Origin of the sequence: Mesorhizobium sp. M0410 (assembly GCF_040321435.1) — a bacterium.
Taxonomy (GTDB): Bacteria; Pseudomonadota; Alphaproteobacteria; order Rhizobiales; family Rhizobiaceae; genus Mesorhizobium.
Window position 1 is genome coordinate 259,137 of record NZ_JAMYRN010000001.1, and the last position, 24,278, is coordinate 283,414.

The 24,278-nt window shown below is 63.3% G+C and carries 23 protein-coding genes; 7 read left to right on the plus strand and 16 right to left on the minus strand.

Annotation, left to right across the window (positions count from 1 at the left end; all coding sequences use genetic code 11):
* Positions 1-55: 55 nt before the first annotated feature.
* From NKI63_RS01300 to gcvA (NKI63_RS01315), 4 genes are all read right to left on the minus strand, one after another.
* Positions 56-1,360: an ABC transporter substrate-binding protein gene (locus tag NKI63_RS01300; RefSeq protein ID WP_352777693.1), complete on the minus strand. Its 1,305-nt coding sequence runs from the start codon at positions 1,358-1,360 to the stop codon at positions 56-58.
* A gap of 162 nt (positions 1,361-1,522) precedes the next feature.
* The gene (locus NKI63_RS01305) at positions 1,523-2,980 is read right to left on the minus strand and encodes a hypothetical protein (protein WP_352751772.1); all 1,458 of its coding nucleotides are present in this window, start codon (positions 2,978-2,980) and stop codon (positions 1,523-1,525) included.
* Between the two features lie 22 nt (positions 2,981-3,002).
* On the minus strand, positions 3,003-4,307 hold the full coding sequence (gene pncB / locus NKI63_RS01310) for a nicotinate phosphoribosyltransferase (protein WP_254815847.1): 1,305 nt from the start codon (positions 4,305-4,307) through the stop codon (positions 3,003-3,005).
* 191 nt (positions 4,308-4,498) lie between these two features.
* Positions 4,499-5,473, minus strand: a complete 975-nt coding sequence (gcvA, locus tag NKI63_RS01315) for a transcriptional regulator GcvA (RefSeq protein ID WP_352477004.1) — start codon at positions 5,471-5,473, stop codon at positions 4,499-4,501.
* A gap of 182 nt (positions 5,474-5,655) precedes the next feature.
* On the opposite strand from gcvA (NKI63_RS01315), the gene speB reads away from it, so the two are divergent.
* The 4 genes from speB to NKI63_RS01335 all read left to right on the plus strand — a co-directional run bounded on the left by speB (position 5,656) and on the right by NKI63_RS01335 (position 8,982).
* The gene (gene speB, locus NKI63_RS01320; RefSeq protein ID WP_352506050.1) at positions 5,656-6,717 is read left to right on the plus strand and encodes an agmatinase; all 1,062 of its coding nucleotides are present in this window, start codon (positions 5,656-5,658) and stop codon (positions 6,715-6,717) included.
* Between the two features lie 136 nt (positions 6,718-6,853).
* On the plus strand, positions 6,854-7,663 hold the full coding sequence (locus NKI63_RS01325) for a transporter substrate-binding domain-containing protein (RefSeq protein ID WP_352477002.1): 810 nt from the start codon (positions 6,854-6,856) through the stop codon (positions 7,661-7,663).
* 6 nt (positions 7,664-7,669) lie between these two features.
* A complete protein-coding gene (locus tag NKI63_RS01330; RefSeq protein WP_254815843.1) occupies positions 7,670-8,338 on the plus strand; it encodes an amino acid ABC transporter permease in 669 nt (222 codons plus the stop codon).
* Positions 8,335-8,982: an amino acid ABC transporter permease gene (locus NKI63_RS01335; protein ID WP_352736684.1), complete on the plus strand. Its 648-nt coding sequence runs from the start codon at positions 8,335-8,337 to the stop codon at positions 8,980-8,982. The genes NKI63_RS01330 and NKI63_RS01335 overlap by 4 nt, the downstream gene beginning before the upstream one ends.
* A 17-nt stretch (positions 8,983-8,999) precedes the next feature.
* Here NKI63_RS01335 and NKI63_RS01340 read toward each other — a convergent pair whose 3' ends face one another.
* Positions 9,000-10,403 carry an MATE family efflux transporter gene (locus tag NKI63_RS01340; RefSeq protein WP_352777692.1) on the minus strand — a complete coding sequence of 468 codons (1,404 nt, stop codon included), beginning with the start codon at positions 10,401-10,403 and terminating at the stop codon, positions 9,000-9,002.
* Between the two features lie 232 nt (positions 10,404-10,635).
* On the opposite strand from NKI63_RS01340, the gene NKI63_RS01345 reads away from it, so the two are divergent.
* Positions 10,636-11,217, plus strand: coding sequence for a histidine phosphatase family protein (locus NKI63_RS01345; RefSeq protein WP_352686648.1), 582 nt, complete (start codon positions 10,636-10,638; stop codon positions 11,215-11,217).
* Positions 11,218-11,236: 19 nt separating this feature from the next.
* On the opposite strand, the gene NKI63_RS01350 is transcribed toward NKI63_RS01345, so the two are convergent.
* The 9 genes from NKI63_RS01350 to gcvA (NKI63_RS01390) all read right to left on the minus strand — a co-directional run bounded on the left by NKI63_RS01350 (position 11,237) and on the right by gcvA (NKI63_RS01390) (position 21,151).
* Positions 11,237-12,823 carry an FGGY-family carbohydrate kinase gene (locus tag NKI63_RS01350; RefSeq protein WP_352686365.1) on the minus strand — a complete coding sequence of 529 codons (1,587 nt, stop codon included), beginning with the start codon at positions 12,821-12,823 and terminating at the stop codon, positions 11,237-11,239.
* Entirely contained in the window at positions 12,820-13,503 is a 684-nt protein-coding gene (locus NKI63_RS01355; RefSeq protein WP_254815839.1) for an HAD family hydrolase, read from the minus strand. Before NKI63_RS01355 ends, NKI63_RS01350 begins: the two co-directional genes overlap by 4 nt.
* Positions 13,504-13,518: 15 nt before the next feature.
* Positions 13,519-14,997, minus strand: a complete 1,479-nt coding sequence (locus NKI63_RS01360; RefSeq protein ID WP_352686362.1) for a mannitol dehydrogenase family protein — start codon at positions 14,995-14,997, stop codon at positions 13,519-13,521.
* Positions 14,998-15,068: 71 nt separating this feature from the next.
* Entirely contained in the window at positions 15,069-15,839 is a 771-nt protein-coding gene (locus tag NKI63_RS01365; RefSeq protein ID WP_352686359.1) for an L-iditol 2-dehydrogenase, read from the minus strand.
* Complete coding sequence (locus NKI63_RS01370) at positions 15,836-16,840, minus strand: ABC transporter ATP-binding protein (RefSeq protein WP_352686356.1); 1,005 nt, start codon at positions 16,838-16,840, stop codon at positions 15,836-15,838. Before NKI63_RS01370 ends, NKI63_RS01365 begins: the two co-directional genes overlap by 4 nt.
* Before the next feature lie 52 nt (positions 16,841-16,892).
* The gene (locus NKI63_RS01375; protein WP_352476993.1) at positions 16,893-17,717 is read right to left on the minus strand and encodes a carbohydrate ABC transporter permease; all 825 of its coding nucleotides are present in this window, start codon (positions 17,715-17,717) and stop codon (positions 16,893-16,895) included.
* 11 nt (positions 17,718-17,728) lie between these two features.
* The gene (locus NKI63_RS01380; RefSeq protein ID WP_031195183.1) at positions 17,729-18,601 is read right to left on the minus strand and encodes a carbohydrate ABC transporter permease; all 873 of its coding nucleotides are present in this window, start codon (positions 18,599-18,601) and stop codon (positions 17,729-17,731) included.
* Between the two features lie 114 nt (positions 18,602-18,715).
* Entirely contained in the window at positions 18,716-20,026 is a 1,311-nt protein-coding gene (locus NKI63_RS01385) for an ABC transporter substrate-binding protein (RefSeq protein WP_254815834.1), read from the minus strand.
* A 213-nt stretch (positions 20,027-20,239) separates the two neighbouring features.
* Complete coding sequence (gene gcvA / locus NKI63_RS01390; RefSeq protein ID WP_352686354.1) at positions 20,240-21,151, minus strand: transcriptional regulator GcvA; 912 nt, start codon at positions 21,149-21,151, stop codon at positions 20,240-20,242.
* Between the two features lie 110 nt (positions 21,152-21,261).
* On the opposite strand from gcvA (NKI63_RS01390), the gene NKI63_RS01395 reads away from it, so the two are divergent.
* Positions 21,262-21,447 (plus strand): hypothetical protein, encoded by a 186-nt coding sequence (locus NKI63_RS01395; RefSeq protein ID WP_254815832.1) that lies wholly within the window; start codon positions 21,262-21,264, stop codon positions 21,445-21,447.
* Positions 21,448-21,521: 74 nt separating this feature from the next.
* On the opposite strand, the gene NKI63_RS01400 is transcribed toward NKI63_RS01395, so the two are convergent.
* Positions 21,522-22,481 (minus strand): sugar-binding transcriptional regulator, encoded by a 960-nt coding sequence (locus NKI63_RS01400; protein ID WP_352686350.1) that lies wholly within the window; start codon positions 22,479-22,481, stop codon positions 21,522-21,524.
* A gap of 362 nt (positions 22,482-22,843) precedes the next feature.
* Between NKI63_RS01400 and NKI63_RS01405 the strand changes: the two genes are divergently transcribed.
* Positions 22,844-23,476 carry an HAD family hydrolase gene (locus NKI63_RS01405; protein ID WP_352820250.1) on the plus strand — a complete coding sequence of 211 codons (633 nt, stop codon included), beginning with the start codon at positions 22,844-22,846 and terminating at the stop codon, positions 23,474-23,476.
* A gap of 22 nt (positions 23,477-23,498) precedes the next feature.
* On the opposite strand, the gene NKI63_RS01410 is transcribed toward NKI63_RS01405, so the two are convergent.
* Complete coding sequence (locus NKI63_RS01410) at positions 23,499-24,266, minus strand: class II aldolase and adducin N-terminal domain-containing protein (protein WP_352820252.1); 768 nt, start codon at positions 24,264-24,266, stop codon at positions 23,499-23,501.
* Positions 24,267-24,278 lie beyond the last annotated feature (12 nt).

A 24,278-nucleotide genomic window follows, 5' to 3' on the forward strand; every position in this document is an offset into this window, starting at 1 on the left:
GCCGGCAGGCCAGAGGAGGGTGTCTTGGCGCTCACGCTTGCTGCGGCAGCCAAGCTCACAGCGCCTGCGTCGTGTAATCCCCTTCCGGCTCGTAGAGGCCGTCCTCGATCTTGGTCTTGTGGACGACATTCAGCCGGCCGCCTTCGACCTTGGAGATGTTCTGGATGCCAAAACACTGGTGGATCTTGCCGTTGAAGGTTTTCGGCCCCTGCGGATGCTCGGGCCCTTCGGCGAACTCGGTCAATGCCTCGGTCGCCTCGACCAGCTTGGCGCGGTCTTCCGGGCCCTTGTAGCCGGCGTCTTCCATCGCCTTCTTGACGACATAGAGCGTTTCCCAGCAGCCGAACATATGCGCGGCGGTGGAGACGTCCTTGGGGTCGCCGACGGCGGCACCATTGTCGTCGATGCCGACGGCGGCGCGATAGGCCTTCTGCGCGGGGGAATCATCAGGCTGCGCGTAGCGCGGCGAACCTTCCCAGAAATGGCTGCCGTCAAGGAATTCGAGGCCGGGGCTGTTGATGTCGGTAGCTTCGAGCGAATCGATGAAGCCGAACAATTGTGGCCGATTGGAGCCGTAGAACTCGCCGAGCTCCTTGACGAAGGTGAGCACCGCCGGGCCGACCATGACGTGGTAGATCACCTCGGTCTCCGCGGGGATCTGCGGGAAATATTTGGTGAAGGAGGATTCTGTCGGGGGGATGGCGATCTGGGCGATGACCTCGGCGCCTTGCGCCTTCAGGGCCGGCGGCAGGTAGTCGCGATGGTCGTAGCCGAACGCGAAATCGGGAAATATCTGCGTCACCTTCTTGCCGGCATTGGCGGCAATCCACGGCGCCATCGACTGGATCTGGCTCTTCACATCGGTGATGCCGGGCTGGAAGACGTAGCGGTTCAACTTGGTCGACGCGACGTGGTGGCCTTCGCTAACGACGAAATAGGGCATCTTGGCCTCGCCGGCGGCCGGCGCCGAGCCGATGACGACATGCGAAAACAGCGTGCCGTAGACGATGTCGGTCTTGTGCTGGGAGGCGAACTTGCCGACGACTTCGGCGCCCCGGCCGGGATCGGTGCCGTCATCCTCGATGATCACCTCGACCGGCCGGCCGTTGATGCCGCCAGCATCGTTGATAGCCTTGACGGCAGCGGCCGTGGTCTTCTCGTACCAGCGGCCGTAGGCGGCGCCGATGCCGGTGCGGTGCGACTGAAAGCCGATCTTGATCGGCGCCGAGCTCTGCGCCTGGCTGTAACGCACGAAACCCGGCGCGACGGCAAGACCGGCGCCGGCGGCAAGGCCCTTCAGCGCCGCGCGGCGGGTGAGAGCGGATCTGGAGAGATCGAAAAACCCATTCTTGTCAGTCACGGCAGTTCCCCTTGTTTTTGAGCTTTGACCAATGGCTGTAGCAGGCAGGCCACTCTTGTTAAGAGGGCCGAAAATTGCATGTGTACAAACTAAATCACCAAAGCTCTGACGTGGCAAGCGAGCTTTCCCCAAGGTCCGATTGACGGCCATCGCGCACCTCGTTCATCCGGCGCTCGGCGTCGCAAGCAGCCATAGGCCGAGCACGGTATAGGCGATCATCAGCACGGTGAGCGGGAACTGGCTGAGCGCGGCGCGAGCCGGACCGGGATGCAGCCGCCAGGCCAAGCCATGAGCGACAAGCACTGCAAGCATGTGGCCGGCAATGATGACGCCGGCCTGGAGGTTCCACAGCCACCACGCCGAGCCGGCGCCGGCGACAACGCCGGCTTCAATTGACATGTCGGCGGTACCGAACAGGTTCCAGCCCAGCGCAAGCGGGTCGGAAAGAGCGGCAATCGCATATTGGCCGTCGACCAGCAGCGCCGTCAGATAATGCGCGAAGTGGTAGGCGAGCGCGATCGGTACGATCGACCAGACCAAAAGCCCGGCGGCGTGACCGAGCGAATGCTTGCTGCCGGCAAGGTGCTGGCCAAGAAAGAGGGCGAGCGCGAACACCGCCGCAAGCACGGCAAAGCTCAGCGCAAGGCCGAAACTGCCGATGCCGATCAAAGCGGTGCGTCCAGGAAACTCCAGCGGATTGATCCCGAACCAGCCTAGCCAGAAGAAGGTTTTCGACAGGCCGTCGAAGGAGACAGACGACAGCGCAAGCAGCAGGAAAGCGACGCCGCTGAGCGGTAGCGGCGCGGCACCGAGCAGCTTGGCACCCGGCCAGCAGAGTTTGAGCCGGCCGTCCTCGTTGTGCTCGACGATGGCGAAGTGCGCTACCATGGCAAAGAACACCGTCAGGAACTCGCCGCGCTGGCTCCAGTCGCGGTATCCGAAGACCTGCATGGCGGCAAAGCTCAGCAGCCAATAGGCGCCGGCGGCCCAGGCCAGCCGCGCCGGATCGTCGGGCGCAGGGTCGATCAGCTCGAACCAGGCGAAGGCGAAGAACAGCACGAAAGCCGGCCAATAGCCGAGCCACTGGGGGAGCAACTGCGGCTGCGATCTGCCGAACAAGTGCGAGACGACGCGGCACGGCCCGTACCACGGATTGGCCCACGACCAGAGATCGCCGGCGAGCCCCTGCAACAGAGCCAGGCCAACCCAGAGCAATGTCCATACGGTCAGCGGCAGTGGATTGGAGAGCGGATCGCGGCTGCCGAACAGGCCGGCGGCGATCAGAATTGCAAAGCCGGCAAAGGATACCAGGCTGACGGCAGTTCGCGCGCCGTCGCCGAAGGCGAAAAGCGGCAGGCGTTTGCGCCAGAAGCGGTCGAGGGAGTCCGGCGGGAGTAGAGCGAGGATCAGGAAGCTGGCGGCAACGGCGAGCGCGCCACCCACGACGTAGTAACCGGTGGGAAGCAGCAGGACGTGGCCGCGGTCGGAGGCGTGGGCGAAGGCGGGAGTGGGCGAGAATGCAAAGCCAACAACGACGAGAGCTAGACTGTAACGACGGGGCTCTACGGCGTCCCCCTCTGTCCTACCGGACAGGACAGAGGGGGGCGCGAAGGAACTCATACTACGCAAGAGTCCCCCCACCTCACACTTTCACCAGTTGCTCCACGCGATCCTTCTGGCCGAATATCCGCAAATAGCGCTCGATCTCTTTCTCGTCGCCGGTCGACTTGGCCGGATTGTCGGAAAGCTTGACCGCCGGCCTGCCGTTGGCTTCGGTGACCTTGCAGACCAGCGAGATGGCGTCTAGCCGGTTGGTCTCGGTCGGCGCGCAGCCCTCGAAATCATTGGTCAGGTTGGTACCCCAACCGAAGGACATGCGCACCTTGCCGCGGAAGTGGCGGTAGGTCTCCTCGATGGTCTCGACCTCTAGCCCATCCGAGAAGATGAGCAGCTTCTGCTTGGGGTCCTTGCCCTTTTCGCGCCACCAGGAAATGATCTTCTCGCCGCCTTCGATCGGCGGCGCGCTGTCGGGGCGGAAGCCGGTCCAGTCGGCGACCCAGTCCGGTGCATCGCGCAGGAACGCCGCGGTGCCGAAGGTGTCCGGCAATACGATAAGCAAGTTACCGCCGTAGTAGCGCTGCCAGTCCTGCAGCACGTTGTAGGGCGACTGTTTCAATTCCTTTTCCGAATTGGTGAGCGCGGCGAACACCATCGGCAGTTCATGCGCGTTGGTGCCGAGCGCCTCGAGATCGTTGTCCATGGCGAGCAGCACATTGGAGGTACCGGTGAAGGCCTCGCCGATGCCCTCCTTCAACGCTTCGACGCACCAGCGCTGCCACAGGAAAGAATGGCGGCGGCGGGTGCCGAAATCCGAGATGCGGATGCCGGGCAGCGCCTTCAGCCGCTCAGTCTTGGCCCACATCTTGGCCTTGGCGCGGGCATAGAGCACGTCGAGCGCGAACGGCCCGAACGCTCGCATGGCCGCGCGAGATCGAAGTTCATTGATAATTGCCAGCGCCGGGATCTCCCACAGCGTCGTGTACATCCACGGGCCGCTGAAGGCGAGTTCGTATTGGCCGTCGCGCTTGGAAAGCTCGTATTCGGGCAGCCGGAAATTTTCCAGCCAGGCGAGGAATTCCGGTTCGAAGATCTGCTTGCGGCCATAGAAGGTGTTGCCGCCGAGCCAGATCATCTCTTTCTTCGAGAAGCGCAAGGTGCGGGCATGGTCGAGCTGCTCGCGCAGCTCCGTCTCATCGATCTCCTCGGCAAGGCGGACCGAGGTGGTTCGGTTGATCAGCGAGAAGGTGGCGTCGACCTTGGGATACATGCCCCAGATCATCTGCAGCATCAGAAGCTTGTAGAAATCGGTGTCGAGCAAGCTACGGACGATCGGGTCGAGCTTCCAAGTGTGGTTGTAGACGCGCCGCGCTATATCGGTCTTTGCCATCGCTCAATGCGCCTTCGCTGCTCGCTCTAGCTTTTGTCTATCGCAATCCGGACGGAAAACCGCTGCGCACTTTTCCTGGAATTGCTCCAAATGCCTCTTAGCATCGAATTTTTGAACGCGCCTCCCGCTTTGCGGGCTGGCCCGACAAAAAGAAGCCCCTGCGGCAAGCGGCGCCTGCGGCAGTTTCGGCCTCAGGATGCAGTCTTGGAGCCGACCACCTTGAGCGCTGGACGCTTGCGGCGAATGCCGATGCGACCTGCCACCGGCGCGTCGGCGCGGCGGTCGGCCTGCTCTTTCTCGGCAAACAGCCAGTCGATGAACAATTGCACGATCGGCGCCGACCGCATCTCGTTGCGGCAGACGACGTAGAAATCGTCGACCGCCGGCACGGAAAGGCTGAACGGGGCGACAAGCAGACCCCTGGCGAGCAGTCCGCTTGCCGTCACCGTATCGCCGAGCGCCACGCCATGGCCGTGCACGGCGGCTTCGGTCGCCATGCGCGCATCGCCGAGATGATGGCGGCGGCCGCGCTCCAGATCCAGTGCGTCGGCGGCGGCCAGCCAGGTGTGCCATTCGCGGCCGTCATCGCCATGCAGGAAGACGTGATCGGCGAGGTCGCGGACGGTGCGGATCGGGCGGTTGTTGATCAGCGTCGGACTGACCACCGGGAACAGTTCGAGACCCGACCATTTGCGCATCCAGCAGTCGGTCCAGCTGCCGTCGCCATAGTGCACGCAGACATCGATGTGCGGAGCGCGGACGTCCTTGGCGTCATTGGATGGGATCAGCGTCAGCCTGATATCCGGATATTGCGAGGTGAAGCTGCCCAGCCGCGGGATCATCCATAGCAACAGCAGAGCCGGCACGCACGATACCGACAGCGCGCCGGTGCTGGCCGGCCGTGTCATGCGCTGTGTGGCCGCCGCAATGCCGTCGAAGGCGGTCGACACCGCCGGCAGCAACTCGGCGCCGTGCGGCGTCAGCTTCACCCGCTGGCCGGCACGCTCGAACAGCTTGACGCCCAATGATTGCTCGAGCGCCTTGATCTGATGACTGATGGCGCCGTGGGTGACGTTCAGCTCGGCCGCCGCCTTGCTCAGTGAGGCATGGCGCGCCGTCGCCTCGAAGGCGCGCAGCGGGTTGAGCGGTGGCAAACGCTTGGCCATTTGGAACCTGAACTCTGTGAGATTTTCTCACAGCGAACACCCTAACAATATCAATTGATTTTTCAATGCAGCTACAGGACACTTTGCCCAGGCATTGCATCAAGACGTGAAATCTGCAGGCAGCCAACGCTGCGGCTATCGAGGCCGCCGTCCGCGCACCGCACCAGCCATGGAGGACCGACATGGGTTACGACCGCGGCAAGCTCGAAGCGTTGCGCCGCAAATATGGCGAGAGCCATGGCGGCGAAATGTTCGACCCGAAATTCCAGCGTGTCGCCGACAAGATCTTCTCCAAGACCGGCACGCGGCTGGCGCCCTATTCCGGCATCCCGACCTTCCTCGCGGCGCCCTATCGTGAAATCGCCGCCGACAATCCGGATTTCGGCGATCTGCAGGTGGCGATGATCGGCGTGCCGATGGATCTTGGCGTCACCAACCGGCCGGGCGCCCGTTTCGGGCCACGGGCGTTGCGCGCCATCGAGCGCATCGGCCCCTACAATCATGTGCTGGAATGCGCGCCGACGCATGAGCTGAAGGTCGCCGACATCGGCGACGTGCCGTTCCAGAGCCGCTACCGGCTGGAGACCAGCCATGACGACATCGAACGCCGCACCAACCAGATCGTCGACGCCGGCGTCCTTCCGCTTTCAGTCGGCGGCGACCATTCGATCAGCCACCCGATCCTGAAGGCTGTCGGCAAGAAGGCGCCGGTGGGCATGATCCATATCGACGCCCATTGCGACACCAGCGGCCTGTTCGACATGACCAAGTTCCACCATGGCGGGCCGTTCCGCAACGCGGTGCTGGACGGCGTGCTCGACCCGAGCCGCGCCATCCAGATCGGCATTCGCGGCTCGGCCGAATATCTGTGGGAGTTCACCTATGAGTCCGGCATGACCGTGGTGCATGCCGAAGAGGTAACCGGCCTCGGCATTCCCGCCATTATCGAGAAGGCGCGCAGGATAGTCGGCGACGGCCCGACCTACGTCTCCTTCGACATCGACAGCATCGATCCGGCCTTCGCACCGGGCACCGGCACGCCGGAGGTCGGCGGGCTGACGACGCGCGAAGTGCTCGAGCTGCTGCGCGGCCTGAAGGGCCTCAACATCGTCGGCGGCGACGTCGTCGAGGTGGCACCGCAATATGACGCGACCACCAACACGGCGCATGCCGGCGCGCAGGTGCTGTTCGAGATCCTCAGCCTGATGGTGTTCAGCCCGGCGATTGCCGGCAGGGCAGGCTGACGCAGCTCGACCATGATCCCGAAAGTGGGAACCGGTTTTCGGAAAAGATCATGGTCCACTAGAGAATCCAAAGGCGACCGCCGCGCTGGAGCCGGCGGTTGCATTCAACAAACAAGCTTCCAGCAGGGGAATGACAATGACACTTCACATGAAGCTCAAATCATCCATCGTCGCCGTGCTGATGTTCGGCGCGACCGGTCTTGCTTTCACCACCCAGGCCGCCAATGCCGACGCCATCGACGACATCGCCAAGGCCGGTGCCATCAATGTCGGCATCTTTTCCGACTTCCCGCCCTTCTCCTCGGCCAGCGCCGACATGAGCATCAAGGGCTACGACATCGACGTGGCGCAATCCATCGCCGACCAGCTCAAGGTCAAGCTCAACCTGGTCAGCGTGACCGGCCAGAACCGCATTCCGTACCTGACCGACAAGCGCGTCGACCTGCTGATGAGCGTCGGCTACTCCAAGGAGCGTGAGCAGGTGATCGATTTCGCTGCCGCCTACGCACCCTACTACATCGCCGTCATCGGCCCGGCAGCACTCTCGGTCAAAGGCAAGGAAGACCTTGCCGACAAGTCGATCGCCGTCAATCGCGGCACGCTGGAGGACACCTCGCTGACCGAGGCGGCACCCGCCTCGGCCGACATCCGCCGTTTCGACAACTATAATTCCGTCATCCAGGCGTTCATCTCGGGCCAGACCCAACTGATGGTGGTCGGCAACGATGTCGGCGCCCAGGTGCTGGCTCGCCAGGAGGAACTGAAGCCGGAGCAGAAATTCCAGCTTCTCACGTCGCCCTCGCATATCGGCCTCAACAAGAAGGAAGACCGCCTCAAGCAAGCGGTCAACGATGCGGTCGCCAAGATGCTGGCCGACGGCAAACTGGACGAAAGCTCGAAGGCCTGGCTGAAGACACCGCTCGATCCCGCCAATCTCAAGGATTGACGGCCAGTGACCTATAGCCTCGACTTCGGCTGGCTTGCCGGGGCGACAGGGGCGATCGCGCGCGGCGCGGCCACGACGATCCTGCTGATCGCTGTGACCACGCTGGCGGGAACGTTGCTCAGCATCCTCGGCGCGGCAGGGCGGCGGAACGGTCCGCTGCTGCTCAAGCGGGCGATCGGCTGGTATGTCGAGGTGATCCGCAACACGCCGTTCCTGGTGCAGCTGTTCTTCATCTTCTTCGGGCTGCCCAGCATCGGCGTCAGGCTCGATCCGGTGCTGGCAGCCATGTTGGCGATGACGCTCAACATGGCCGCCTACACGATCGAGATCGTTGGCGCCGGGCTCGACGCGGTGCCGCCCGGGCAGACGGAAGCGGCACTGGCGCTTGGGCTCAGGCCGCGCCAGGTCTTCATCAAGATCGTGCTGCCGCAGGCGCTCAAGGTGATCTATCCGGCGCTGACCAGCCAGATCGTCATCATGATGCTGGAATCCGCCGTGGTGTCACAGATCGCGGTGCGCGAGCTGACCTATGAAGCCGACATGCTGCAGGCGCGCACGTTCCGGGCTTTCGAGACCTATTTCGTGGTGACGATGGTCTATCTCGCCCTGTCGATCGGGCTGCGCCGGCTGCTGGTCGGCGGCGGGCGCCGGCTTCTCGGAGCCGGTGTGTCATGATCGAATTCACCTTCTGGGATATTCTGCGCAACCTGCTGCTGGCGGCGCGTTGGACGGTGCTCTTGTCGTTGGCTGCGTTTATGGGCGGCGCCGTGGTTGGTATGGTCGTGCTGTTCTTCCGGATCGCCAAGAATAAATGGGCACGGCGGCTTGCCTCCGGCTACATCGCGCTTTTCCAGGGCACGCCGCTGCTGATGCAGCTCTTCCTGATGTTCTTCGGCTTGCCGATGCTGGGCCTGCGCATCGAGCCGTGGACCGCGGCGGTGCTTGGTCTGACCTTCTTCGCCAGCGCCTATCTCGCCGAGATCTGGCGCGGCGGCGTCGATGCGCTGCCGCGCGGCCAGTGGGACGCCGGCGCCAGCCTCGGCCTGCACTACCTGCAGGAGCTCAGGCTGATCATCCTGCCGCAGGCGTTTTCGATCACCCGCGCACCGACGGTCGGCTTCCTGGTGCAGCTGATCAAGTCGACCGCGCTGACCTCGATCATCGGTTTCGAGGAGCTGGTGAGGACATCCAACGCGATCAACAATGCGACCTTCGAACCGTTCAAAGTCTATGGGCTGGTAGCGCTGATCTTCTTCGCCATGTGCTTCCCGCTGACGCAATACGCACGTTCGCTCGAGCAGCGGGCGGCCGCCCGCTGAGCCGGGCGACCAGCAATTCAACGCCCGAATACCAGCGGCGGCGCGATTCTGTCCCGCCGCAGCCAGCGCCCCAGCAGGAGTGCAGCAACCACCGCCAGTCCCGACGACAGGCCGATCCAGATGCCGACGCCATGGAAGCCGAAACGGAAGGCGAGCAGCACGCCGAGCGGCAGGCCGATGCCCCAATAGCCGATCGCGGCGTAGATCATCGGCACCTTGGTGTCGTGCAGCCCGCGCAGCATGCCGCTGGCTACCGCCTGCGCGCCGTCAAAAACCTGGAACAGCGCGGCAAAAGCGAGGAACGACACGGCAAGCGCCACCACCTCGGCATTAGCCGGATTGCCCACATCGATGAAGGCGCCGATCAAGAGATGCGGCCACAAGATCATCACCAGCCCCATCAGCGCCATGAAGGAGACACCGACGACATAGGCGGTCCAGCCAGCCCGGCTGACACCTTCCGGATTGCCGGCGCCGTGGGCGAGCCCGACGCGCACCGTCACCGCCTGGTTGAGGCCGAGCGGCACCATGAAGGTGACCGAGGCGATCTGGATGGCGATCGCATGGGCGGCAAGCGAAGCCGCATCGATCAGGCCCATGAGAAAGGCCGCCGCGTTGAAGATCGTCACCTCGAACGCCAGCAGGCCGGCGATCGGCAGGCCGAGCCGCAGCAGGCCCTTGAAGCGCGGCCAATCGGCGCGCCAGAAGCGTCCGAACAGACGATAGCGCCGGAATTTCTTCTCAAGCATCACCACCGTCGCCATGCCGGCGAACATCAGCGTACTGGACAAAGTGGTGGCAAGGCCGGAGCCGGCGATGCCCATCGATTGGATGCCGAGATTGCCGAACATGAACAGCCAGTTGAAGAAGGCATTGCAGGCGACGGCAACGAAAACGATGATCAGTGCCCAGCCCGGCCGCTCCAGCGCCGAAATGAACGAGCGCAGGACGATATAGCCGAAAAAGGGCAGCACCGCCCATTCGAGCCAGCGCAGATAGATACCCGCCTGATGCGCCAGCGCCGGCTCCTGCCCCATGGCCAGCAACACGCTCTCGCCGTGCCAGAGAAGGGCCCATATCGGAAGGCAGATGAGGATCGCCAGCCACAGACCCTGGCGCACGGTGCGGCGCAGGTCGCGCACCGAGTGGCGGTGACGGCCGAGCTCGGTCGCCATCATCGGCGAGGTCGCCAGCATCAGGCCAAGTCCAAAGATCAGCGGCATGAAATAGAGGTTGGCGCCAAGCGCGCCGCTGGCCAGCGTGTCCGGCCCCAGCCGCCCCATCATCATGACGTCGGTAGCGGTCATCGCGGTCTGGCCGAGATTGGTCAGCACCATCGGCCAGGCGAGCGCCAGCATCGCCCTGATTTCCCGACGCCAAAGGTTTTCCGGCGCGCGAGCGTCGGCTTCGATCGCAGACATTCCAGTTTTCCGCCTATCCGATTGCGGCACGTCGGCAAGAGCCGGAAGCCGCATCTCAGCGCAGAAACGGCCACGATCGGCCGGATTCCGCATTACGACGGGTTTGTCTATGAAATAGGCACCGGTGGCAAGGGGCTGACTTGCGGAAGGGTTAAGCCAGTCAGCTCAATGCAGGCTGTTGGAGAGGCTATGGAAGCCGCTATGGTCACGGTGGATTCATTTGAAAGGCACCCTGATGAGCGCGTTTCCCGAAATCTATCTGGTTCGGCATGGCGAGACGGAATGGAGTGCATCCGGAAAGCATACCGGCCGGACCGACATACCGCTGACGCCGGCCGGCGAGGACGCTGCGAGGCGGGTCACTGAGCGGCTAAAGGGCCTGTCCTTCTCGGCGGTGTGGTCGAGCCCGTCGCAGCGCGCCTTCAACACCTGTGCGCTGGCCGGCTTCGGCTCTTCGGGCGTAAAAAAGGACGATCTGGCAGAGTGGGATTATGGTGCCTATGAGGGATTGACCACCAAGCAAATCCTTGCCGAACGTCCAGGCTGGCGTCTCTTTCGCGACGGTTGCCCGAGGGGCGAATCAGCCGCGGACGTCGGCTCGAGGGCGGACCGCATCGTCAGCCAGCTGCGCCAGGCCAACGGCAACATCCTGGTGTTTTCAAGCTCGCATTTCCTGCGAGTGCTGGCTGCGCGCTGGCTCGGCCTGCCGCCGCAAGAGGGCGCGCTGTTCGTGCTGGATACCGCCAGCATAAGCGTGCTCGGTTATGAGCATGATCTCGACGAGCCGGTTGTTCGGCGCTGGAACCAGCGATAGCGCGTGAAAGCCGTTCGACCTATATGATCGCGTCCAGCGACCGCCTTTGCCTGTGCATTTCGAGGAACACGCGGTAGTCGCGGTCGAACCGGCCGGCGGCAGCCGGATTGGGCTCTCGCGTCCTGCCGCCTTGCTGCATGGCAACGCAGGCGGCATTCAAATCGGGAAAAAGCCTGGCCGCGGTGGCGGCAATCATGCCGGTGCCGAGCAGCACCGCCTCGTCCGCCAGCGGCTCGACCACCGTGCAGCCGGTGGCGTCGGCATAGAGTTCCATCAACAGCGGGTTCTTAGTGTGGCCGCCGGTGACGTGCAGCGTGTCGATCAGATAGCCGTTCTCGTTCAGTGCTTCCAGCACATGGCGGACGCCAAGCGCGATGCTGACGGCGGTGCGCCAGTAAAGCTTGCACAGGCTGTCGAAGGAGGAATCCAGTGTCAGTCCGCTAATGACGCCGACGGCATGCGGGTCGGCAAGCGGCGAGCGGTTGCCATGGAAATCCGGCAATACATGCAGCCTTGCGGCGAGGTTGCCACCCTCGGCGGCGCGCAGCTCGGCGACGCGGCGGGCGATCCTGGCATGCATTACGGCATCCGGCTCGCCGCCGGCGCCATGCCAGCGGATGATGTGATCGAGCAGCGCTCCTGTGGCCGACTGGCCGCCTTCCGACAGCCAAAGACCGGGAAGGGCTGCGCCATAATATGGCCCCCAGACACCGGCGAAAGGCTGCGGATCTGGCGACATCGCCATGACGCAACTCGACGTACCGGCAATCAGGGCCAGATGGCGGCCGATGTTCGTCGCGTCACCTGCGAAACCGCCGAGCACGCCGAGCGCGCCGGCATAGGCATCGATGACGCCGGCGCCGACCCGGCATTTTTCGGTGAGGCCAAGCTCCGCCGCGGCTTGCGCGCTGAGCGGACCGATATCTGCGCCGACCGGGCTCGCCTTCTCTGGCAAATTGCCGTGCTCGAAAAGGTCGCCGAGCCCGACCGCTTCGAAGAAGTCGCGCCGCCAGCCGGTCGCTTCATGGGCCAGATAGGTCCATTTGGCGGTCAGCGTGCATTGCGAACGGGCGAGCGAGCCGGTCGCCTTCCAGGTGAGGAAGTCGGTAAGGTCGAACAGGTAGCCGGCTTCGTTCCATGTTCCGGGCAGGTTGCGCTTCAGCCACATCAGCTTCGGCGTTTCCATTTCCGGCGACATGACGCCGCCGATATAGTCGAGCACGGCGTGGCCGCTTTCGGTGCATTCATCGGCCTCGGCAATTGCGCGATGGTCGAGCCAGACGATGGTGTCCCAGCGCCTTTCGCCAGTAACGGATACGCTGAGCTGGCCGCCATGCCGGTCCCGCACCACCAGCGAGCAGGTGGCGTCAAAAGAGATGCCGACGATATCCTCAGCCTTCACGTGCGCCTTTTCGCGGGCAGCACGCACGGCACTGCACACCGCCGACCAGATATCCTGCGAATCGTGCTCGGCGTGATCGGCCTTCGGCTGTTGCATGGCGATCGGGTGCTCGGCGCGGCCGAGCAAGGCGCCACCGGTGTCGAGAATGCCGGCACGGGCGCTTCCGGTGCCGACATCGACCGCGCAAACGAAACTATTGGTCAAGGTGTTCTTGCTCTCGCTCCCAGGCCTGCAATCAGATCGGGCAATTGCAGCATGTCAGCGAATATAAAGTCCGGCTCACTCGACGCAAGCCGCGCTTTCAAGGCCGGGTTGCCGGTGTGCGAGCCGCCGGTGAAGGCAAGGACGCGCATGCCGGCCGCCCGCGCCGCTTCGATGCCGGCCGGGCTGTCCTCGACGACGAGGCAGTTTCGCGGGGCCGCTCTCATTTTATCTGCTGCATGGAGAAAGAGATCGGGCGCCGGTTTGCCCCGCGCCACCATGGCAGCGCTGAACAGATGCGGCTCGAGCAGCCCAAGCAGCCCCGTAACCTCGAGCGCATAGCGGATGCGCTCCAGCGTGCCGGAGGAGGCGACGCAGCACGGCACGCCGAGCTTCGGCAGGACCTGTGCGATGCCTGGCATCGGTTTCAGCTCCTGGCGGAACTTGCGCATCAGTTCGGAGCGCATCTCGGTCAGATGCTGGTCGGTGAGATCGAGCCCGAAGTCGCTTGCGAGGATTTCGCGGACGCTCTTCATGCTCTTGCCGAGGAAGTGCTCGTAGGCAATGTCCTCGCTGACGTTGCCGCCGGCAAGCGCGATCATCTCCAGCAATGCCGAGACGGACAGCATCTCACTGTCCACCAGCACGCCGTCACAGTCGAAAATGACCAGTTCAGGCGTCATCGCGCTGGATCGGCTTCAGAGGTCGCCGGCGAGATAGCGCGTCAGTGTCGCGCGCGCGCCGTCCGCCCACAGCGATTTGAGCGCATGGGCGAACGCTTCGGCGAAGGGCGGCGAGCGGCCGACATCGCCATAGATGTCCTCCATGGCAAGCCAGGCGCCAGGCATGTCCCTGGCCGCCTTGGCCGTCGCCTGCAACCGGCCCCAGTTAGGGTCGTTGGGCTCGGTGACGGCACCGGAATCCGTCGTGCCGAAGCAGTAGCGACACCAGAGCGCAGATTCCAGCGCCAGGCCGGTGACGCTTTTGCCAGCCTTCAGCCGGTCGGCGATCGTCGGAATGATGAATTTCGGCTGGCGGTTGGAGCCGTCGAGGCAAAGCCGGCGTATGGTGTCGCCGATCTTCGGATTGGAGAAGCGGTGCTCGATGAGCTGGTAGTAATCTTCGAGGTCGGTGTCCGGAACCGGCGGCACGGTCGGGATGATCTCATTATGCTCGAGCTTGTCGAGGAAGCCGCGTACCAGCGGCTCATGCATCGCCTCATGGACGAAATGGATGTCCATCAGCCCGGCCGGATAGGCGATGGTCGCATGGCCGCCATTGAGGATGCGGATCTTCATCAGCTCATAGGGCGCGACGTCGCTGACGAACTGCACGCCGACCTTTTCCAGCGGCGGCCGGCCGTCGGTGAAACGGTCCTCCAGCACCCATTGCTTAAACGGTTCGCAAAACACCGGCCAATTGTCGTCGAGGCCGAACTCGCTGGCGAGAATGCCGCGCTCGCGGTCGGTGGTGGCCGGCGTGATGCGATCGACCATGCCATTGGGAAAGGCAACCTTCTCGCTCACCCAGTTTGCCAAACCTTCGTCGATCAGCCGCGCAAGGCCGATGACGCCATCTGAGGTGACATGGCCGTTATGGGGGATGTTGTCGCAGGACATGACGGTGAAGGGCACGATACCGTCGGCGCGGCGGCGTAGCAGCCCGGCGAGGATGAGGCCGAAGACGGTCTTCGGCGTCGCCCCCGGCTCAGCGTCGGCAACGATGTCGGGATGTGTCGGATTGAAGACGCCAGAAGCCGGATCGATGAAATAGCCGCCCTCGGTGATAGTCAGGGAAACGATCTTGATCGCCGGATCGGCAAGCCGCTCGACAATTGCGATCGCGTCGCCAGGCACCAGGAAGTCGATCATGACGCCGGTGACGCGCGCGCTCATATGGCCGCTGTCCTGCTCGACCACGGTGGTCAGCCAGTCCTGCTCCTGCAGCTTGCCGCGGCCGACCTTCTCGCCCTCGAAGACGCCGGCGCCGACGATAGCCCAGTCGTGGCCAACGCCCGAGTTGAACAGGTCGTCGAGGTAGACGGCCTGGTGCGAGCGATGGAAATTGCCGACGCCGAAATGCACGATGCCGGCCTTGAGCGCGGCGCGATCGTATTTCGGGCCGGCGACCTTGGGCGGCAGCTTGGCTAGGATGGAAGAAGAGAGTTTCACGGTCATCTGCTTTACCCTTTAGCGGGACGGCTCTTCCCCCCGTGGAGGAGACGGGGAGAAGAGCGCCTTCGCCCCCCTCAACTCATCCACTGGCCGCCATCGACATTGTAGGTCTGGGCGACGATGTATCCGGCCTCATCGCTGGCCAGGAACACCGCCATGCCGGTGAGGTCTTGCGCCGTGCCCATGCGGCCATAAGGCACGGCTTCGCCGACCAGTCTCTTCTTCTCGCCCCTCGGCCGGTTCTCGAACTTGGCGAACAAGGCATCGACATGATCCCAGTGCTCGCCGTCAACGACCCCCGGTGCTATCGCGTTGACATTGATGCCGTGTTTGATCAGGTCGAGCCCTGCCGACTGGGTGAGCGAGATGACCGCCGCCTTGGTGGCGCAGTAGACGGCGACCAGCGCCTCGCCGCGGCGCCCGGCTTGGCTTGCCATGTTGATGATCTTGCCGCCCTTGCCGCGGGCAATCATAGAACGGGCGGCGGCCTGCAACGTAAACAGCGTGCCGGCGACGTTGACCGAAAACAATTTGTCGTAGCTTGTCTTGGTGATCTCGACGATCGGCGCCAGGTCGAACAGGGCGGCGTTGTTGATCAAGATATCGAGGCTGCCGGCCCTGGTTTCGACCGCCTTGACGGCCGCATCGATCGACGCGAGATCGGTGACGTCCAGCATCACCGCGTAGGCGTTGCCGCCGATTTCGGAAGCCGTCTTCTCGGCAGCCTCGAGATTGATGTCGCCGATGGCGACCGTCGCTCCCTCCCGCATGTAGGCTTCGGCGAACGCCCTGCCGATGCCGCGCGCCGATCCGGTGATCAGCGCCGATTTACCCCGGAGCCTCATTGCAGCATCGCCTTCCCATCGGTGCCGAAACGATGCAGCTTGGCCTTGTCCGGCGTCAGATAGATCGTGTCGCCGTGATGGGCGGCCAATTCGCCGTCGGCACGCACCGTCAGCTGCCCGACGCCATCCGCCTGGACGTGCAAAAACGTGTCGGAGCCGAGATGCTCGGCAACGCCGACCGTCGCCTTCCAGTCGCCTGACGCCTTCGAAATGTTCATATGCTCCGGGCGGATGCCGACTGTCTTGGCGCCATATTTGGCGGCCGGCGCGCCTTCGATCAGGTTCATCTTCGGCGAACCTATGAAGCCGGCAACGAACAGGTTCTTCGGCGTCTTGTAGAGCTCCATCGGCGAGCCGACCTGCTCGATATTGCCGGCATTGAGCACGACGATCTTGTCGGCCATGGTCATCGCCTCGATCTGGTCGTGGGTGACGTAGACCATGGTGGTCTGGAGCTGGTGGTGCAGTTCACTGATTTCCAGCCGCATGGTGCCGCGCAGCGCCGCGTCGAGATTGGACAACGGTTCGTCGAACAGGAAGGCCGATGGCTGGCGGACGATGGCGCGGCCGATGGCGACACGCTGCCGCTGGCCGCCGGAGAGCTGGCCGGGGCGGCGGTCGAGGTAGTTGGTGAGGTTCAGGATCCGCGCGGCGTCCTTCACCTTCTTGTCGATGGTTGCCTGGTCCTCGCCCGCCATCTTCAGCGGGAAGGCGATGTTCTTGGCCACCGTCATGTGCGGGTAGAGCGCATAGGACTGGAACACCATGGCCAGCTTACGCTTGGCCGGCGCCTCCCCGGTGACGTCGCGGCCATCGATGATGATGGTGCCGCCGCTGGTATCCTCCAGACCGGCGATCAGACGCAACAGGGTGGATTTGCCGCAGCCCGACGGACCGACGAAGACGACGAACTCTCCGTCCTCGATGACCAGATCAAGGCCGGGGATGATGGACGTCGCCCCGAAGGATTTGGAGACGTTCTTGAGCGTGATGTTTCCCATGGTTTCCTCCCCCGAAGGGCTATCCTTTTCGTTTTGCGTCAGGCGATGCCCGCTACTTTACCGCACCGAATGTCAGGCCTCGGACCAGCTGCTTCTGGCTGAACCAGCCCATGATCAGGATCGGCGCGATCGCCAGCGTCGAGGCGGCCGAAAGCTTGGCCCAGAACAGCCCCTGCGGACTGGAGAAGGAGCTGATGAAAGCGGTAAGCGGCGCTGCCTCGGTGGTGGTCAGCCGGATCGTCCAGAACGCCTCGTTCCAGGCGAGAATGATGTTAAGCAGCATGGTCGAGGCGATGCCGGGCACCGCCATCGGTGTCAGCACGTAGATTATCTCGTTCCACAGCGATGCGCCGTCCATGCGCGCCGCTTCCAGGATCTCGCCAGGGATCTCGCGAAAATAGGTGTAGAGCATCCAGACCACGATCGGCAGGTTGATCAGCATCAGCATGACCATCAGGCCGATGCGGCTGTCGAGCAATCCGGTGTCGCGGAAGATCAGATAGATCGGAAACAGCACCGCGACGGCCGGCATCATCTTGGTGGAAAGCATCCACATCAGAATGTCCTTGGTGCGTTTGCCCGGCGAAAACGCCATCGACCATGCCGCCGGTATGGCGACGAGCAGAGCCAGGACGGTCGAGCCGACCGAGAGGAACACCGAGTTGAGGAAGAATTTGAAATAGCCGTTCTGCGCCTGGACCTCGGAATAGCTCTCCATGGTTCCCGACGGGAACAGGTTGAAGCCCTGGATGGCCTCCTGCTCCGACTTGAACGAGGTGATGATCGTATAGAGGATCGGGAAGAAGATCAGCAGGGCGACGATCCAGGCGGCCGCAGTCGCAATCGTCTTGTGCCGGGTGGTGACTGCACGTGCCATCTTATCCTCCCTTATTTGTCCAGGTTCTTGCCGACGGCGCGCATGGCGAAGAAGGCGACGATGTTGGCGAGAATGACTGCGATGATGCCGCCGGCGGACGCCTGGCCGATTTTGAACTCCAGCAAGGCCTTCTGGTAGACGAGGAAGGGCAGGTTGGTGGAGGCATAACCCGGGCCGCCATTGGTGGTGACCAGGATCTCGGCATAGACCGACAGCAGGAAGATCGTCTGGATCAGGATGACGACGGTTATGGCGCGCGACATATGCGGCAGCGTCAAATAGATGAAGCGGCTGATGAAGCCGGCGCCGTCCATTTCGGCGGCTTCCTTCTGCTCGCCGTCGAGCGATTGGAGCGCGGTCAACAGGATCAGCGTCGCAAACGGCAGCCACTGCCAGGCGACGATGATGATGATCGCCAGGAGCGGGTGCTGCCCGAACCAGTCGATCGGCTGCCCGCCGAAGAAGCGCGCAATATCGGCGAAGACGCCGTATTGCGGATGCATGATCATGTTCTTCCAGACAAGTGCCGCCACCGGCGGCATGACGAAGAACGGCGAGATGACGAGGATGCGGACGATGCCTTGTCCCCACATCGGCTGGTCGAGCAGAAGGGCCAGCAGGATGCCGCCGATCACCGTGATCAAAAGCACGCTGACGACGATGGTGAGCGTGTTGAGGATCGACTGCAGGAATGCCGGGTTGGAATAGAACAGCGCGTAGTTCGAAAACCCGACGAAGCCGTCGCGCATCGGATTGAGTGGGTTGTACTGCTGGAAGGAGAACCACAGCGTGAATGCCAGCGGCACAATCATCCAAACCAGCAGCAGCACCACGGATGGCGCCATCATGAAGCGGGCAAGCGAACGGGTCTGCTGAGTAGCCATGACGGTCACCCTTCGAGGTCGGCCAAGTTTTTCAGCGGCGTAAAGTTGGCCGCCCGAACTGGGATTCGGGCGGCCCGTGCCGGCTGCCATGGGCAACCGGCACCGGGAGGCGCCTTATTTGATGTACCCGCCCTCGGTCATCGTCGCGGTGGCGGCGTCCTGTGCCTGCTTCAAGGCGTCGTCGACGCTCGTCTGGCCGGCAAGGGCCGCCGAGAAGAGCTGGCCGACAGTGGTGCCAAGGCCCTGGAACTCAGGAATGGCGACGAACTGGACGCCGACATAAGGCACCGGCTTGACGGTCGGGTGCGTCGGATCGGCGGCGTTGATGGAATCCAGCGTCATTTTCGCGAAAGGCGCCGCCTTCTGGTACTCCGGGTTGTTGTAGAGCGAGGTGCGCGTTCCGGGCGGAACGTTGGCCCAGCCTTCCTTTGAAGCGACCAGTTCGAGATAGTGCTTCGAAGTCGCCCAGGAAACGAACTTTTGAGCGGCGTCGGCCTTCTGGGTGCCGGCGGGGATGGCCAGCGACCAGGCCCACAGCCAATTGCCGCGCTTGCCGAGGCCATTGTCCGGCGCCAGCGCATAGCCGACCTTGTCGGCGACGGTCGAGTTCTTCGGGTCGGAGACGAAGGACGCAGCGACGGTAGCGTCGATCCACATGCCGCATTTGCCCTGCTGGAACAGCGCCAGGTTTTCGTTGAAGCCGTTGGACGACGCGCCCTCGGGGCCGTCGGCCTTCATCAGGTCGACATAGAACTGCAGCGTGTTCTTCCATTCGGGCTGGTCGAATTGCGGCTTCCAGTTCTCGTCGAACCAGCGCGCGCCGAAGGAGTTCGACATGGCGGTCAGGAAGGCCATGTTCTCGCCCCAGCCGGCCTTGCCGCGCAGGCAGACGCCGTTCACGCCGTTGGCGCGGTCGGTCATCTTGTCGGCGGCCTGCTTGATGAAGTCCCAGGTCGGTGCATCGGGCATCTTGAGCCCGGCCTTGTCCATCAGGTCCTTGCGGTACATGACGAAGGAGCTTTCGCCATAAAACGGCGCTGCGTAGAGCTTGCCGTCGACCGACAGGCCGCCGGCTATGGCCGGGATGATGTCCTTGACGTCATAATCGTCGCCGAGCTTGTCGAGCGGCAAAAGCCAGTTCTGCTTGGCCCAGATCGGCACCTCATAGGTGCCGATGGTCATCACGTCGTACTGGCCACCCTTGGTGGCGATGTCGGTGGTGACGCGCTCGCGCAGGACGTTTTCCTCGAGCGTGACCCACTGTAGCTGAATGTCGGGATTTTTGGCGGTGAAGTCGTCGGTCAGCTTCTGCATGCGGACCATGTCGCCATTGTTGACCGTGGCGATGGTGATGGATTCGGCATGCGCGGCGAAAGCGAGGGCGCTGGCCGAGAACAGGCCTAGGGTGAACGTGCGAAGTTTCATCAAAATTCCTCCCATAAACCAAGATGAGCATTTGCCTTGGCTGTGGGCAATTACTCACCTGCGATGAATTCTGTCAAGACGGATTCGTTGCTGCAGCGCAGCACGCCGGGTCTCGTGCGGCGACAAGCTGGGACGTTTGCGGCATGTTTGACGAAAGATTTCAGCCGGGCTGATTGGCCCGGAGCTTTGCTGTCGGGCTTGCTGGGATTCAGCCTATTGGCAAGCGATCTCGCTCAGGATCCAATCGCGGAAGGCGCGGATCTTCGGCACGTTGCGCCGCGCCGTCGGATAGACCAGCCAATAGGCGTGGCCGTCGTCACCGACCAGATCAAAGGGCTGGATCAGGCGGCCGTCGGCAAGTTCGGCCTTGAACAGCGCCTTGGTGACGATCGCCACGCCGTGGCCGGCAATCGCGGCATTGGCCTCATAGGCCTGCGCGCCCATGCTGGTGCCGGGGCGCTTGGCCAGTTCCTCGACCGGCAGGCCGGCGGCGGCAAACCAGTCCCGCCACCAGATGTCGCCCGGGTCGAGGATCGGCAGCCGCAGCAGGTCGGCCGGCTCCTTGACGCCGCCGATGCTTGCCGCGAGCTTTGGACTAAGGACCGGCGTGAAATCGGCCCTGAAAAGCATATGGGTCTCGACGCCCGGCCAGTTGCCGGCGCCGGAGCGGATGGCGATGTCGATATCCTCTCTGGCAAAGTCGACAACCCTGTTCGAAGTATCGACGCGCACCGCCAGCGACGGATGCGCGACCTGGAACGAACCGAGATGCTGGGCCAGCCAATTGGAGGCAAAGGTCAGCAGCGTCGAAACGCAAAGCACGCCGTCGGCGCCGGTGCGCGCGGCGGCATAGGCGCCGCTCAACAGCGCGAATGCTTCGCTGACCGCGGGCGCCAGGCGTTGGCCGGGTTCGGTCAGCACGATGTGTTTTGGCTGGCGCAAGAACAGGGGCGCACCGATGCGCTCCTCCAGAAGCTTGATCTGATAGCTTGCCGCCGCCTGCGTCATGCCAAGCTCCTGGGCGGCCTTGGTGAACGAGAGATGCCGCGCCACCGCTTCGAATACCCGGATCGCCTGAAGCGGAGGAAGCTGCGAAACCAGCTGTCGTGAATTGAGCTCCGGCATAAGCCCTCCTTATGGGCAGTGATCGACGTTTGATTGGCGGCACCGGCCGGGCCTACCGATATTCCGTATTGAAGATCAATTACGCCTAGAGATAGCGAAGGCAGACGATCATGACCACAATACAGGAAAAGCTGCTTCTTGCTCCAGCCCATGGCTGGTTTTCACGGTTGGCGCGGGGATTGGCAAGGCACGCAGCGCGGAAACGGGCTTATCTCGACGTCCGGGAGCTGCCGCCGCATCTGCAGCGCGACATGGGCTTTCTCGACGGCAACGATCCATGCGGCCGGCACCAGTAGTGACGCTCGTTTATCGGGGATTCAGATACGTTTCGATTTCACATGATCGTTTCCGACCGCCAGCGGCTCGGAGATCATGCGCCCGCTAGCAAGGCGGCGGCGGTCCGCTCATCGGTGATCAGGCCGTTGACCAGCCGCCGGTTGACGGCGGCGAAGATGCCCGGCAGCTTGCGGTCGCCCATGGCAAGCGCGATCACCAGCGACTTTTCGCGCGACGGCAGCGGTGCCGACGACACCCGATCATTGGTAATACCCTCGATCATGCGGCCGTCACGATCGAACACCCAGCCGACGATCTCGGCGACGCCGCCGGCCTTCTGCAACGCCTTTAATTCACCCTCCGAAATGAAGCCGTCCTCGTAAAGCGGCGCCTTCGGACCGAGATCGCCTATGCCGACAAAGGTGACGTCGGCCTCAGCCGCAAGCGCCAGCGTCGGCTGGATCATCGGCTGGCTCAGCAGCATCTCGCGCTCCTCCGGCGAGGAGGCGATGACCGGCAAAGGCATCGGAAACGAGCGCGCCTTGACCCTGTCGGCCATGGTGAAGATGACGTTGTAGAAGGCGGCCGAGCCGTCCGGCGAGATGTTGCCGGTCAGCGACACCACTTTGTGCTGCGGGCATTCCATCGGCGGCAGTTGCTCGATCGCGGCCTTCAGCGTACGGCCGGTGCCGATCGCCATGACGATCGGCGTCGACGACCGCAGCCGCCGTTCGATCTCGGCCGCCGCCGCCTCGGCGACGCCGATGACGGTGGAGGAAGAAGAAGGGTCGCTGGGCACCACCTCGACCAGATCAAGCGCAAAGCGCGATTTCAGCCGTGCCGCAAGGTCGAGGCAATTGGCGATCGGATGGTCGACGCGCACCTTGATCAATCCTTCGGAGACTGCGAGCGACACCAGCCGCTGCGCCGTCTGGCGGGAGATGCCAAGCGTGGCGGCGATCTGGTCCTGGGTGTTGCCGGCAACGTAATAGAGCCAGCCGGCGCGCGCCGCATCGTCCAGCCTGTTGCCGCCGCTATCCTGCCGCGAATTCAAGTTCCTGCCTCCCAACCCCGCCGGGCAAAAGAGGCGGAGCGCCGTAGTTTCGCAGGGAATGAACTTGCGCGCAATTGCCTATTGCAAGAGCAATTGCTTAGGGCTGAGACTTGGGTGTTTGGAGCGAAGTGGCGGGTCGACCCAGTCTCGTTGCAACAGCAAGGCTGTCGAGGTCGCACAATCTCGGTCCAAAGCGCGTCGCGTTCAATCGGCCTTATGCGATGCGCCTTAGATTCTTGCTTTCTATGCATGTCCGTATCGCAAAACCGCTGCACACTTTTGCGCGACATGCATAGACGGGGACGCCGCGGTTTATCTCCCGCGCCAAACGCTTTAAGGGATTTTTGAGAATGGAGCCTTGCATGACGCCGAAAGCGGTTTTCTGGGATATGGACGGCACGCTGGTCGACAGCGAGCCGCTGCACGAAGCGGCGCTGATCGCGGCGCTGCACAGTGTCGGCATCGTACCGCCGGCCGACCTGCATGACCGCGTGCTCGGCATCGCCGCATGGCCGGTCTACGAAATGCTGCGCGACGAGTTCGGCCTCGACCTGCCTTTCGACGACTGGATCGTGCGCAAATACGATCACTATCTGCCGATGGCCGAAACGCTGACGCCGCGCAGAGGCGCGATCGAGATCTTCAACGAGCTGCGCGCGCTTGGCATACCGCAAGCGGTGGTCTCCAACTCGGACAGGCTGATCGTCGATGCCAATCTGCGCGCCGTCGGCCTCGTCTATCCCGGCATGAAGACGGTCAGCCGCAACGACGTGCGTGAAGGCAAGCCGCATGCCGAACCTTTCCTGCGCGCCGCCTGGCTGGCCGACGTCGATCCCGCCGAGGCCGTGGCGGTCGACGACAGCGTGACCGGCGCCACGGCGGGGCTGGCAGCGGGAATGAAGACGATCTTCTGGCCAGAAGCGCCCATGGAGGGGCCGCCGGGGGCGATAATCATCAACAGCGCCGACGAATTGCGAGCCGAACTCGGGCTTTAAGCCAGGCCCGGCGGGACCGCGCTCAACTCCGGTAGGCAGGCTCCTGCTCGTCGAGGATCGCCTTCAGTTCGGAAAGGTGGCGTTCGGCCTGGCCGGGATAGTCTTCCTGTTCCCTTGCCGCCTTTTCGGCGATCTCATCCGACAGTACCCGCAGCGGCCGCCCGGTCCACAGCGCCTTGATATAGGTTTCGGCGGCGCGCTCGAAATAGAACATGCGGTTGAAGGTGTCGGCGACGCTGTCGCCGATGACCAGCACGCCATGGTTGCCCATCACCATCACCTTGACCTTCGGGTCGACAAGAAGCTGCGAGCAGCGCTCGCCCTCTTCCTCGAAGGCCAGCCCGCCATAATGAGCGTCGACGACATGGCGGTTGAAGAAGATTGCCGAGTTCTGGTCGACCGGCGGAAGCGTCGAGTCGGCGAGCGAGGCAAGCACGGTGGCGTGGATCGAGTGGACATGCATGACGCAGCGCGCATGACGCACATTGCGATGAATGGCACCATGCAGGCCCCACGCCGTCGGATCGGGCGCATTCGGGCCGACCAGCGTGTCGGGATCGTTGGCGTCGATCAGAAGCAGATCGCTCGCCTTGATGCGCGAGAAATGCACCTGGTTGGGATTCATCAGGAATTGCGAACCATCGTCGTTGACGGCCAGTGAGAAATGATTGGCCACCGCCTCGTGCATGTTGAGCCGCGCCGTCCAGCGGAAGGCGCAAGCCAGATCGACGCGCTCCTCATAGAACGGCAGGTTGGTCAGCACTTCCTTCTGCAGGCGCGTGATGCTCATCGTAAACCTCCG

Excerpts from the sequence above, each read along its gene's own strand:
- NKI63_RS01340 (WP_352777692.1), bottom strand. The coding sequence starts at position 10,403 with ATGTCTGCGATCGAAGCCGACGCTCGCGCGCCGGAAAACCTTTGGCGT.
- NKI63_RS01305 (WP_352751772.1), bottom strand. The coding sequence starts at position 2,980 with ATGAGTTCCTTCGCGCCCCCCTCTGTCCTGTCCGGTAGGACAGAGGGG.
- NKI63_RS01405 (WP_352820250.1), top strand. The coding sequence starts at position 22,844 with ATGACGCCGAAAGCGGTTTTCTGGGATATGGACGGCACGCTGGTCGAC.
- NKI63_RS01380 (WP_031195183.1), bottom strand. The coding sequence starts at position 18,601 with ATGGCTACTCAGCAGACCCGTTCGCTTGCCCGCTTCATGATGGCGCCA.
- NKI63_RS01370 (WP_352686356.1), bottom strand. The coding sequence starts at position 16,840 with ATGGGAAACATCACGCTCAAGAACGTCTCCAAATCCTTCGGGGCGACG.
- gcvA (WP_352686354.1), bottom strand. The coding sequence starts at position 21,151 with ATGCCGGAGCTCAATTCACGACAGCTGGTTTCGCAGCTTCCTCCGCTT.
- NKI63_RS01385 (WP_254815834.1), bottom strand. The coding sequence starts at position 20,026 with ATGAAACTTCGCACGTTCACCCTAGGCCTGTTCTCGGCCAGCGCCCTC.
- NKI63_RS01360 (WP_352686362.1), bottom strand. The coding sequence starts at position 14,997 with ATGACCGTGAAACTCTCTTCTTCCATCCTAGCCAAGCTGCCGCCCAAG.
- NKI63_RS01365 (WP_352686359.1), bottom strand. The coding sequence starts at position 15,839 with ATGAGGCTCCGGGGTAAATCGGCGCTGATCACCGGATCGGCGCGCGGC.
- NKI63_RS01375 (WP_352476993.1), bottom strand. The coding sequence starts at position 17,717 with ATGGCACGTGCAGTCACCACCCGGCACAAGACGATTGCGACTGCGGCC.
- NKI63_RS01395 (WP_254815832.1), top strand. The coding sequence starts at position 21,262 with ATGACCACAATACAGGAAAAGCTGCTTCTTGCTCCAGCCCATGGCTGG.
- NKI63_RS01410 (WP_352820252.1), bottom strand. The coding sequence starts at position 24,266 with ATGAGCATCACGCGCCTGCAGAAGGAAGTGCTGACCAACCTGCCGTTC.
- pncB (WP_254815847.1), bottom strand. The coding sequence starts at position 4,307 with ATGGCAAAGACCGATATAGCGCGGCGCGTCTACAACCACACTTGGAAG.
- NKI63_RS01335 (WP_352736684.1), top strand. The coding sequence starts at position 8,335 with ATGATCGAATTCACCTTCTGGGATATTCTGCGCAACCTGCTGCTGGCG.
- NKI63_RS01325 (WP_352477002.1), top strand. The coding sequence starts at position 6,854 with ATGACACTTCACATGAAGCTCAAATCATCCATCGTCGCCGTGCTGATG.
- speB (WP_352506050.1), top strand. The coding sequence starts at position 5,656 with ATGGGTTACGACCGCGGCAAGCTCGAAGCGTTGCGCCGCAAATATGGC.
- NKI63_RS01355 (WP_254815839.1), bottom strand. The coding sequence starts at position 13,503 with ATGACGCCTGAACTGGTCATTTTCGACTGTGACGGCGTGCTGGTGGAC.
- gcvA (WP_352477004.1), bottom strand. The coding sequence starts at position 5,473 with ATGGCCAAGCGTTTGCCACCGCTCAACCCGCTGCGCGCCTTCGAGGCG.